This window comes from Flavobacterium suaedae (genome assembly GCF_014642915.1).
In the GTDB taxonomy this organism is placed as follows: Bacteria; Bacteroidota; Bacteroidia; order Flavobacteriales; family Flavobacteriaceae; genus Flavobacterium; species Flavobacterium suaedae.
Window position 1 is genome coordinate 124,864 of record NZ_BMJE01000002.1, and the last position, 12,060, is coordinate 136,923.

The 12,060-nt window shown below is 35.4% G+C and carries 7 protein-coding genes and 7 tRNA genes; 13 read left to right on the forward strand and 1 reads right to left on the reverse strand.

The annotated features are described in order from the left end of the window. Positions 1 to 113 precede the first annotated feature (113 nt). The gene (locus IEW45_RS03590) at positions 114 to 1,124 is read right to left on the reverse strand and encodes a helix-turn-helix transcriptional regulator (protein ID WP_188619871.1); all 1,011 of its coding nucleotides are present in this window, start codon (positions 1,122 to 1,124) and stop codon (positions 114 to 116) included. Positions 1,125 to 1,285: 161 nt separating this feature from the next. Here IEW45_RS03590 and IEW45_RS03595 point away from each other — a divergent pair, with 161 nt between their 5' ends. From IEW45_RS03595 to IEW45_RS03655, 13 genes are all read left to right on the forward strand, one after another. Continuing rightward, entirely contained in the window at positions 1,286 to 2,674 is a 1,389-nt protein-coding gene (locus IEW45_RS03595; protein ID WP_188619872.1) for an RtcB family protein, read from the forward strand. A 275-nt stretch (positions 2,675 to 2,949) separates the two neighbouring features. Further along, on the forward strand, positions 2,950 to 4,713 hold the full coding sequence (locus IEW45_RS03600) for a hypothetical protein (RefSeq protein WP_188619873.1): 1,764 nt from the start codon (positions 2,950 to 2,952) through the stop codon (positions 4,711 to 4,713). Further along, positions 4,713 to 5,459: a nucleotidyltransferase domain-containing protein gene (locus IEW45_RS03605; RefSeq protein ID WP_188619874.1), complete on the forward strand. Its 747-nt coding sequence runs from the start codon at positions 4,713 to 4,715 to the stop codon at positions 5,457 to 5,459. Before IEW45_RS03600 ends, IEW45_RS03605 begins: the two co-directional genes overlap by 1 nt. Continuing rightward, positions 5,456 to 6,517 (forward strand): nucleotidyltransferase domain-containing protein, encoded by a 1,062-nt coding sequence (locus IEW45_RS03610; protein ID WP_188619875.1) that lies wholly within the window; start codon positions 5,456 to 5,458, stop codon positions 6,515 to 6,517. Before IEW45_RS03605 ends, IEW45_RS03610 begins: the two co-directional genes overlap by 4 nt. Before the next feature lie 653 nt (positions 6,518 to 7,170). Beyond that, positions 7,171 to 7,257: transfer RNA gene (locus IEW45_RS03615), tRNA-Ser, on the forward strand. Positions 7,258 to 7,263: 6 nt separating this feature from the next. Then, a tRNA-Asp gene (locus IEW45_RS03620) sits at positions 7,264 to 7,336 on the forward strand. A 5-nt stretch (positions 7,337 to 7,341) separates the two neighbouring features. Then, positions 7,342 to 7,414, forward strand: a tRNA-Pro gene (locus IEW45_RS03625). 27 nt (positions 7,415 to 7,441) lie between these two features. Then, positions 7,442 to 7,515, forward strand: a tRNA-Leu gene (locus tag IEW45_RS03630). 6 nt (positions 7,516 to 7,521) lie between these two features. Next, positions 7,522 to 7,595, forward strand: a tRNA-Leu gene (locus IEW45_RS03635). Between the two features lie 5 nt (positions 7,596 to 7,600). Then, positions 7,601 to 7,671 (forward strand) — tRNA-Gln (locus IEW45_RS03640). 9 nt (positions 7,672 to 7,680) lie between these two features. Further along, positions 7,681 to 7,751, forward strand: a tRNA-His gene (locus IEW45_RS03645). Between the two features lie 164 nt (positions 7,752 to 7,915). Further along, complete coding sequence (locus tag IEW45_RS03650; RefSeq protein WP_188619876.1) at positions 7,916 to 9,808, forward strand: cytochrome-c peroxidase; 1,893 nt, start codon at positions 7,916 to 7,918, stop codon at positions 9,806 to 9,808. A gap of 7 nt (positions 9,809 to 9,815) precedes the next feature. Next, positions 9,816 to 11,792: a cytochrome-c peroxidase gene (locus IEW45_RS03655; RefSeq protein ID WP_188619877.1), complete on the forward strand. Its 1,977-nt coding sequence runs from the start codon at positions 9,816 to 9,818 to the stop codon at positions 11,790 to 11,792. Positions 11,793 to 12,060: the final 268 nt, after the last annotated feature.

The following is a 12,060-nucleotide window of genomic DNA, read 5'->3' on the forward strand; positions in this document are numbered from 1 at the left end:
GAGTTTAAAATAATTTTAAGTATTTATAAGGTATAGGGAATTAATGCTTTACAAAAATAATGTTTTATAAAAGTTATGGTACATTTATTTTTTAAATATGTTAATACTTAAAGCTATTTGTATAACGCTACAGCTTTTTCGTGTTTTTTCCTGATTTTTCTTCGTAAAAGTCGGGGTTTTATAACCTCTATACACTCACCAAAACCTAAAATAAGACGTTCCAGTTCAAAGTTTATATGTACATCCAGTTTAACTATAATACTTTTGTCCTCCAATTCCTCTATAACCTCCTGAGTATGGTGTAAGGGTTTGGTAAGTACATAGGGAGCATTACTTCTATCTACTTTTAAATGAATTTCTTGTACATGCTCTTCTGCCAATACGGTAACGCCAACGGTGTTTTTATAATATTCTTCTCCGTTAAAGTTAATATCCAAATAGGGAATGTTTAAATCATAATCTACTTTCTCAATCCTGTCCAATGCGAAAGTAGCTATTGGTTTTTTTGCTGAAGTTTTACCTACCAAAAACCATCTGTTATTAAACTCTTTTAAGATGAATGGGTGAAAAACAATCTCCGATGCCTCTCTGGCTTTAAATGATTTATAGGTAATTCGTAATACTATTTTTTTGAGTATTGCCTGATATAGTGTGTCAAGATACTCCAATCCCTTTAGGTTCTCGTTTTTATCTAAATGGATAATAGCCGATTGTTTTGTTTTTTCAGTGTATACCTTGTCTTCCAATCGTTGAATGATACCGCCCAACTCCGAGAACAGCGAAAAATCTTTAAACTGTTTCAGCATTTCTACCGTTTCGGTAAGCACGCTCATATCATTTTCATTAAGCGGGATATCAGTTATAGAATATTCAGGGTCTTCATACTGGTAAAACTTTTTGTCATAGACTACAATAGGGGCGTTGTACCCCAGTTTATCACTTCGCATCATTTGTATATCAAGCTGAATTGTGCGCTTGCTCACGTTTACTTCTCTGCCTTCATATTCGTATAGTGCGTTGGAACAAGCTTCAATTAAGTCATCTAAAGTCCATTCCCTGTAATTGTTTTGCAGGCATTTATCAATGGTTTTATAGCGTATTAAAGCATTTTTATTAAGAGCCATAACAGATTTTTTTGGAAAAATAGTGAATAATTTCTTCTACGCAAAAAGAATGCGTAGTTGGGTTAAAATATTTGTATCGGAATCAAAACAATCTATACTAGATTAAACAGTAGTGCTCCGCCTAACGAGGGGTCGGCGGAGCTCCCTAAAAGGATAAAAAAATGGAAAACAAAATTGACATAACAGGAAAAGAACTTATAGAAATGGGTTTAAACCCGGGTAAGTGGATGAAGGAAGCTTTAGAGCATATTCATACAAATCAATTGGAAGGTGAAGCACTAATGAATTATTTAGAGCAGTTTAAATCGCCTCCTCCAATAGGTTTACATAACGCTGCTATCCCTTTTTCTATTAATATAAAAGCAGAAAATGAGTTGGAAGATGCCAATGTAAATAGTGTAGTAGAAACTATGGATGCTTTGATGCGAACTCCAACATTAGTAAAAGGGGCTATAATGCCCGATGCCTGCCCTACAGGTGGCATAGGTACAATTCCTGTAGGTGGGGTAGCTGTGGCAAAAAATGCAATACACCCCGGCATGCACAGTGCAGATATTTGCTGCTCTGTAATGCTAACCGATTTTGGAAAAGCGAACCCGAAAGATGTTTTGGATGCAGCACATAGTATTACTCATTTTGGTCCCGGAGGACGTTCTCGAGAAGACCAGTTCAGGTTTCCTATGGATTTACTTGCCGAGATTGAAGCTAACTTCTTTTTAAACGACCAGAAATGTATTTCAGCAGCGAGATCACATTTAGGAACTCAGGGTGACGGAAACCACTTTTTATTTATAGGTACTTCCAAAAAAACAGGAAATACCATGATGGTTACACACCACGGAAGCAGAGGTTTCGGAGCTAACTTATATGATAAAGGTATGAGGGTGGCTGAACGTTTCAGAAAAGAATTATCTCCTGAAACATTAAAGCAAAATGCATGGATTCCTTTTGATACTGAAGAGGGGGAGAAATACTGGGAAGCATTGCAGATTGTACGTAAATGGACAAAGATAAACCACGAATGTATTCATGATGCTACGCTTGAGAAACTGGGAATGGAGAAAGAAAACAGGTTTTGGAACGAGCATAACTTTGTGTTTAAAGATGGTGATTTATTTTATCATGCTAAGGGGGCTACGCCGCTTGACAAAAAGTTTATGCCCGATATTACAGGACCACGATTAATTCCTTTAAACATGTCTGAACCCGTTTTGATTGTGGAGGGTGAAACAACCGAAGGTAACCTGGGATTTGCTCCTCATGGTGCGGGTAGAAACATAAGCCGTACGCAGCATAGAAAGAGTAAAGAGGGAACATTTCAGGAAATTTTTGAAATGGAAACCGAAGGACTTGATGTTCGATTCTTCTCAAATGAGATTGATATTACAGAATTACCGAGTGCATATAAAAATGCCGAAACCGTGAGAAACCAAATGGAAGAATTCGGGTTAGGAAAAGTAATTGATGAGGTAATGCCTTATGGTTGTATTATGGCAGGCGACTGGAAAAAGAATGCGCCATGGAAGAAAAAAAGAAGACAAAATAAATAAAAAAAATACTACGCAAAATGATTGCGTACTACAACTATACTTTTGAAGTGTAATTAAAAAACAAAGTAAAAATCGGCAAAGGGAGTTCCTATTTATTTCCAAAAGATTACTTCTCGCTGATAAATAAAAGACAAAAAGAGTTCCTATATACTGGTTCGACTCCAGTGCTCGAAAGAGTCGTGGTTGATTTTACTCTTCGTCTTTTTAAAATAGGTAAAGGAAGTTCCTATTTATCAACCCTTAATTGACATACTTCCCACTTATTTTTTATAAAAATGAAAACATTAAAATTATTCAATGCAGTTGTTGCTAAAGAGTCAACTCAAAAACCATTTGTATCAGAACAAGGTTTTATAATAGAATCCGGTGCACTATGGGCTAAAAAAGAAATTATTAAGTTTTATAAAGATGAAAAACTTGATGGTTACGGACTGAATAAAACATTCCATAAGTCATGGAGCAAAATTCTGTTCAGTTCACGTGAGAATTTATTGATGGAGCAGATTGCACATTATATATCTACTTACGGCAGTAACTTTCAGAGTGAAATTTATATACCCGAAGAGGTGCTGAATGTACCTGGACTAAAAGTTACCTTTAAGGTAGTTAAGGCTTATACAAAAGCTGAAATGACTAACAAATGTTTAGCGTTATTGCAGTCGGGTATTGCCTTGAAGGAAGAAACAATAAATGATGTTTTATCTGTTTTAGCAGATGAACTTGGCTTTAAGTTTACAGGTAATGAGAATATTAAAAACAAAGAGGCGGTAATAAAGCTGGCCGATATGTATGGTGTGCTGCCTACCGATACTATGGAGTTTTTCCGTTACATTATTTACAGGGCTACAGGCGAATCATTATTAATTAAAAATGATGATGCCATAACAGCTATTACGGAGTCTAATTATAATCCGGCAGTTCAGTTAGAACAGTTTGGTTTAGAAAAAATGGCAGAGATATTTAACCGTTTCAAGCCCTTGTTTTTAGCGTTTAAGCCTAAGTGCGGTAAAACAATTAATAAGATAACTAAGCTGTCTAAAATACATCATAAGCCATTAGTTGTAAATCCGTTGAACTATGTTACCAGTATGCTGCTTTCAAAAGCAGATATGCATTGGTTAGATAACGCTACACCTTTTGCATTGTTCAAAGCTATTTCAGCTTGTTATACACGGATGAATGGTCAGGATGCATTTTTGTACCGTATAAGAAACGGTAAATCCTTCGTTAAAAAAGGAGATACAAAGCATGTTGTTTGGAATAATTATCAATTCCTGGAAAACTATATAAAAACAAGATTTAATATAGCAGGTAAGACATTTTTTATGCCCTACGATGTACAGTTTGCCTTGCCAACCTCAGAGAAAATGTATGTAGGTAACATTCCTACGGGTACCAAGTTTTATGGTAATGCTTTAGCGGTTGGCGTGTATTGGGAGGATGCCTGGGGTGCTCGTGATATTGATGTATCAGGTTTAAACATTGGCGGAAAAGTAGGCTGGAATTCAGCTTACAATCAGGCTAATAATCTGTTATATTCAGGTGATATTACCAGTGCACCAAACGGAGCGGTAGAGTACTTATATGCTAAGAGAGGTTTAAGCATGCCAACGCTTATTATGAGTAATGTATTCTCGGGTTCGGGTAACTGTGAGTATAAAATAATTGTTGGTAAGGGTGATAGCGTAAACTACAACTATATGATGGATCCTAATAAACTATTTGCAGAGGTTAAATGCCAGTCAGTAGAAATAGGAACCGTATTAGGTATGTTAATCCCCGAAGGTAAACGACAAAGTTTTGTATTACTAAACTTTGGCTCGGGTAATGCAAGAGTTTCCGGTAATTCGGAAGTGTCGTTACTTGCTACCCAAGCTTTATACCAGCAATGGCATAATCCTTTGATGTTTAATAATATTATTGAGCTATTAGGTGGAGAGATAGTTACAAAAGAGGATGAGGCTGATTATAATTTCTCTTTAAATAAATTAGAGAAGGACAGCTTTATAAAAGTTTTTACAGATAACGATTTAAAGTAATGAAAGATAGAATACTAAATAAATTAAAACAAATAGAACAGGAACGAAATGTAGAAATCCTGTTCGCAGTAGAATCGGGAAGTAGGGCATGGGACTTTGCTTCCCCCGACTCTGATTACGATATACGTTTTGTATATAAGCACCCAAAAGACTGGTATTTAAACCTGTGGGAACAGGGAGATACTATACAGTTTATGACCGAAGATGATTTAGATGGTTCGGGTTGGGATGTACGCAAAGCATTACGGCTCTTGGCAAAATCCAATGCCTCATTTTTAGGCTGGTTGTTTTCTCCGGTTGTTTACATAGAAAACGGTACATTTTTAAAGGAGGCAAAAGAACTTGCCGACAACAACTTTAATCCTGTAGCGGGCTTTTATCATTACCATAGTATGAACAAAGGTTTTGAGGAAACATTGGGTACAAATGAAATGACCCTGAAAAGCTTTTTCTATGCTATCCGTACGGCATTATGCGCTAACTGGATATATAAAAATGGTACTGTGCCAACAGTATTGTTTAAGGAACTATATCCTTTGATAGATAGTGGTTATCATAAAGTTCTTGATGACTTGATAGCTTTAAAGGCTACGCAGATTGAAAAGAGTAATGAGCCTGTTGATGATGTTTTAATCGATTTGGTGCGTACTATTGTAGCCGAAAACAATAAGGTTAAAAACGATTTGGTTAATAGCAAGCCAAACCTGGAAGAATTTAATAAGCTCTTCTTAAAAACAATATCATGACTATAGACGATTTGAAAAAATCAGGAAGTATAATATTTGAATGTATTGCCGGAAGCAGAGCATACGGTTTGGACACCCCTCAATCGGATACCGATATACGAGGGGTGTTTATATTGCCTGAAAATGATTTTTATTCCTTAAACTATGTAGATCAGGTTAATAATGAAACGAATGACATTGTTTATTATGAGCTGAAAAAGTTCATGGAGTTATGTTTAAAAAACAACCCTAATATTTTAGAGCTTTTAAACGTTCCTGAAGAATGCATTTTATATAAACATCCTTTATTCGATAAAATAAAAACAGATTATTTCCTGTCGAAGCAATGCGAATTGTCATTTGCTAATTATGCTTATGCTCAGATTAAAAAAGCCAGAGGGTTAGAAAAGAAAATTGTAAACCCAATGGAAAAAGAGCGTAAATCAGTACTCGATTTTTGTGTGGTGTACACTAACGGAGAATCTAAAAAACTAAAAAAGTTTTTATCAGAAAAAGGTATAGCGCAGGAAAACTGTGGTATCAGTAGTATTCCTAATCTGAAAGATTGTTATAATTTATATCATAGCACTGCTATTCCTTATAAAGGAATCATGAAAAGTGATATAGCTAATGATGTTGCTTTGAGCTCAATACCTAAAGAAGAAAGCGCAATAGCAATGGTGTACTTTAATAAAGAAGGGTATTCTACCTATTGTAAAAAGTATAAAGAATACTGGGATTGGGTAGAAAAACGAAATGAAGAACGTTATAATACAACCGTTACCCATGGTAAAAATTATGACTCTAAAAACATGATGCATACCTTTAGATTACTGCACATGGCGAAGGAAATAGCGGTGGAGAATGTTATTAATGTTAAGCGTAACGACAGAACATTTCTGTTAGATATAAAAAACGGAGTATATGATTACGACCAGCTTGTAAATTGGGCTGAAGAAAGAAAAAATGAGTTACAGGAACTTTATGCAGTTTCAAAACTGCCTGAAAGACCAAAAATTGAAGAAGTAAACCAATTACTGATTGAAATCAGAAAATCATTTTACAATCAGGCAGTATAAACTGAAAAAAATTATAATATTTGCAATCGAAATGAATTCAAACAGATTACATAGCATTCAACAGCCGAGACTAAGTCTCTGTATTTCTCGCTCAGATATTGAGCGCGGTGGACGCTATGTGATAATTTTAAATGATTTTTAGAGGTAATAACTAAAATATCTATATACAATTTAAGCGTCCAAGTAATATTGGACGCTTTTTTTATGAAATTTTTTTAACGATATGAAACCGAGTAAACAAGAACATAAAAAATAAACATTGAACAAGAAACAATTGAGAGACAGACGATTGTTGAAAATCAGAAATATCTGCGTAATGCGGACAGGGATTTTTATGCCTTTAAATCAATATAAACAACTGATAATCAATAAAATAAATTAAAATTTTTCTTGTATAAGTCAAAAATACATTTCATATTTGCAACAGTAAAAACAACAACAAATAATGATAAAAATGAAACATCAAGTACTACATAGTATATATACAAGTCAGCAGCTCTGCCTGCCGCAGCCCATGCTGTTATGTAGTGATGACAAACTTGTTTCAACCCAAAAGGAGATGATATATGTAATGACCTAAATGTACAGGCATATCATACTATTCATGAGCATCTCCTAAAAAGAGATGCTTTTTTTTATGGTTTAAAATTAAAGGAGAGTAGGTAAATACTGGTTTGTTACGCTTGCCTGCTAAGCTAGTTCACTGCAAAGTGGTGAAGGTTCGATTCCTTTGCTCTCCGCAAAAAAGTACTGTAGCACAACGGCTAGTGCACCCGACTGTCTCTCGGAAGGTTGCGGGTTCAAATCCCGTCAGTACTGCAAAACTGGGAATATAACAATTGGTAGTTTGCCTGCTTTGGATGCAGGAGGGTGCAGGTTCGAGTCCTGCTTCCCAGACTAATTTTTTAGAAGACAGATTGAAATGCGGGAATGGCGGAACCGGCAGACGCGCTTGGCTTAGAACCAAGATTTTGGGAGTTCGACTCTCCCTTCCCGTACAAAAAACTCCACTAGCCCAATTGGCAGAGGCATCAGACTTAAACCCTATATAGTCCTGGTTCGAATCCGGGGTGGAGTACAAACAGACCTGTAATGTAACCGTTAGATACAAGATTTTGATTCTTGGCGTACAGGTTCAAATCCTGTCAGGTCTTCTAAAAATGGTGACTTTAGTTTATGCGGTAAAACACCTCACTGTGAATGAGGAAAACAGGGTTCGAGCCCCGAAGTCACCCAAAGTTGAAAAAGCCTCGGATTTTTCAGAGGCTTTTTTATTCATTTCTTTCTATAATAAAGAAATAATTAAACATCGCTTAATCATTTCTTAAACCTTAGTGCAGGAAATAAGGTTTGCTTGTGTGTTACATTTGCGGCTTAAACACACAACACAACAACACAATGCATACCTATAAAAACTACAGAGGTTTCCTTTGGTTAGTTTTCATTGCTATTACCCTAACTTTAACTTCTTTTAGGTTTATAGCAAATTCAACAACAGTTGAAAAAACTATTCTGGAAGAGAAAACATACCTTAACCAAGAAGTAAAAAGTGTATATAAATCATTTGCGGAACTTGATGCTATTGCTGAGATGTACCGTAAGGGTGAAGCTGATTTAAATACATTTAGAAGTGCATTATCTAAAGCCAGAAACCAATACAAGCGTATAGAGTTTTACTTATCGTTTCATTTCCCTGAGTTTGTGAAAAAACACATTAACGGAGCACCATTAATGCATTTAGAATTAGAAAATGCCCGTTCGGTAGTAGAACCGGAAGGGTTACAGGTTTTAGATGAGTTGGCTTATGCGGAAGAATCAAGCTATAACAAGCAAAAGATATATGAGATTTCTAAAAAGCTGTTCAACAATATATATGCTTTTCAGCAGAAAAATGCCATACTAAATGTTGAAGACGACTCTGAAATAGAAACATTACGATTACAGTTAGTCAGGATATTTTCTATGGGTGTAACAGGGTTTGATACTCCGGGTTCTTTAAACGGTTTACCTGAATCAAAAGCCTCTTTACAGGGTATGCAGGATTACTTTACAAAAGCATACTCCAAAACAAAAGAAACCAAAGCTTTTACTACTATAAACAGTTTATTTAACGGAGCAGTTGAGTACTTGGATAAAAATCAGTCTTTTGAAGATTTTGACAGGCTGGAATTTTTAAAACAGTATATCGACCCCTTATATAAGTCGTTAAAAACATTCAAGTCTAAAAATACAGCTACAAGACTTACTTACGTGACCTCTTGGAATGCGGATAGCGAATCACTCTTTGCAGCAGATTTTTTGAACCCTTATGCTTTCACACTCTTAAAGAAAGAAGAGGATAGCGAAGCCTTGAAATCATTGGGTGAGAAGTTGTTTTATGATAAAAGCATCAGTGGTAACGGTAAAGTAAGCTGTGCTACCTGCCATCAGCCGGCTAAAGGTTTTACAGACGGCTTGCCAAAATCGATGAGTATTGTGGAGGGGAAAACAGTACTGCGAAATTCACCTACATTATTAAACGCTGTTTTTGCTGATAGATATTTTTATGATTTACGTGCTTATACATTAGAACAGCAGGCAGAGCATGTAATATTCAACCCGCATGAGTTTAATACTGCTTACAGTGCCATTCTGCAAAAAATAGAAGATGATAAAGAGTACCAAAACAGTTTTAAAAAAGTATTTGGTAATAAAGCCGGAGTAAGCCGAGCCAATTTTGCTAAAGCATTAGCGTCTTATGTACTTTCATTACAGTCCTTCAATAGTAAGTTTGATAAATACGTTAGGGGAGAAACTAAGAGCATACCTGACGGTGTAAAAAGGGGGTTCAACCTTTTTGCAGGGAAGGCTAACTGTGCTACGTGCCATTTCACTCCAACTTTTTCAGGGTTGGTTCCGCCAACGTATACAGAGAATGAAAGTGAAATTTTAGGGGTACTGGCAGACAGTAAAAAACAACCGTATCAACTAGATGATGATATGGGGAGAATAGCAAACGATATTAATGCTGAAAAAGCATGGATATATAGCCGTTCGTTTAAAACTACTACAGTTAGAAATGCAGCACTTACAGCACCATATTTCCATAACGGAGCGTATAAAACACTGAAAGACGTAGTTGATTTTTATAATGATGGCGGAGGAGCAGGATTAGGTTTAAGTGTTTCCAATCAAACACTTTCTGATGAGCCGTTGGATTTAACCGATCAGGAAAAGAAAGACCTAATTAGCTTTATGGAGTACTTGACCGATAATACGGCAGGAGAAAAGCAAATGAAGAAAAAGCTATAGTTTATAAATGAAAAACCATTTTAAAAAATATCAGGCTTTTCTTTTATGTGTTGTTGCTACTGTATATGTGCAGTTTACCAATAAAACCACAACAGGTAACTATGCTGTTATCTCCGAAATAAAAACAAGAGAATATATTATAGCATCGTCTGAAAATATTACTTCGCAGATAGTTGCTTTAAATGAAAAGGCGAGGGCTTTTAAAGCAGGGGAGATTGACGAGAAGGAACTGCAGAAACAACTAAAAGCTACCCGAAACGCGTATAAAAAAATAGAAAGTATCCTTACGTATTATTACCCTGAGCATATAACAGCTTATATAAATGGTGCGCCTTTACAGCATTTAGACCCTTACCCGTTAAAAGAAGGGGCTGAAAAAAGTAATTACTACGGCAGTGTGGATGATTATTTAAACTCTGTTCCGCTGGATAAACTGGAAACAGGGCACTATAAAGGGGAGAATGCTCCCGTTATAGATCCTGTGGGACTGCAAAGACTGGACGAAATTATTTTTACTGATGAGGTTTTTACAAGTCAGGATAAAATCATGGAATTGTGTAAGCAGTTGCAAGTAAAATATGAGGTTGTAGAACGCGATTTAAATCTTAAAAAGTACTATTATGATTTTGAGGTTATTGAGTCGTCAAGATTGGAGTTAGTAACAATATTAAGTCGTGGAATTACAGGGTTTGATACACCGGGCTCGCTAAATGCCGTGCAGGAAGCCTCTTCGGCTTTAGATGGTATTCATAATATAGTAAAACCATATATAGCTAAAGCAACTCCTGATTTACAAAAAAAACTGAATGAGTTATTTGAAGATGGAGAAAAATATTTACACAGACATGACAATTTCGAGAAGTTTGACCGCTTTAAATTTATAACCACTTATTTAAATCCGCTTTATAAAGAGTTATTATCCTTACAAAAAGAACTGCAAATTAAAAGTTCGGCAGAGACGTATATAACAACACCGTCATGGAATGCTTATACAACTAATATGTTTGATAACGACTTTTTGAATCCATATTATTACAGTATGCTAAAGGAGAAAGATGACTCTCCTGAATTACGTGCTTTGGGTAAAAAGTTGTTTTATGATACATCATTAAGCAGTAGTAAAACCATCAGTTGTGCCAGTTGCCACAATCCTGATAAGGCTTATACAGATGGAGAGAAAACCTCTTTAGCAAGCGTTGAAGGGAAAAGAGTATTACGAAATTCGCCTACATTGGTTAACTCGGTATTTTCTGCACGATATTTTTATGATTTAAGAGCTTTTGATTTAGAAGATCAGGCGGAGCATGTAATAGAAAATCACATGGAGTTCAACACTTCTTTTGAAGATATTGTAGCCGGATTAAACCAAAATGAAGAATATACAGCGCAGTTTAAAAATACTTTCGGTACGGCAGAAATTAATAAATATCAGTTTTCATCGGCTTTAGCTTCTTTTATAATTTCATTACAATCATTTAATAGCGAGTTTGATAAATACATAAGAGGCGAAGTAAAAAAAACAGATAAAAAAGTAATAAGGGGTTTTAACCTGTTTATGGGTAAAGCCAACTGCGGAACCTGCCATTATGCCCCTACTTTTAGCGGGCTTACTCCTCCGCTGTTTCAGGAAAATGAAAGTGAGGTTTTGGGTGTATTAAAATCACCCGGTATGTTGGTGGCAGATGATGATTTGGGCAGGGCAAAGAATAATGTATTTAATGAAGATAAATATATTTACGAACATTCTTTTAAAACTACTACAGTAAGAAATGCTAAGTTAACAGCACCCTACTTTCATAATGGTGCTTATAAAACACTGGATGAGGTTTTAGATTTTTATAATAAAGGCGGAGCAGCAGGTATGGGGCTTTCACTGGAAGTTCCTAATCAAACACTTTCACCGGATCCGTTAGGTTTAACCCAATCTGAAATAGAAGATTTAAAAGCATTTATAAATGCTTTGACAGACGTACCTTCAGAATAGTTTGTAATAGTTTTTTCATACACATATTTTGTTTTTAATGCCCCACAAGAGCCACTTAATGTGGCTCTTGTATTTATATAGTAGTATTAAAGTATTTTTTTATCATTACAATTCTTACACTTTGCTATTTGTAATATGTCTAAATAACAGATATGTTTCCTAATTGTTACCTCGCTACCTTCTTTTTAAAGTTTTCGTAATACGTTTCAGATTAAAAAATTTAATGATTTATATAATTATATAAGTGTCTTTTTTGTAAAATGTTGAT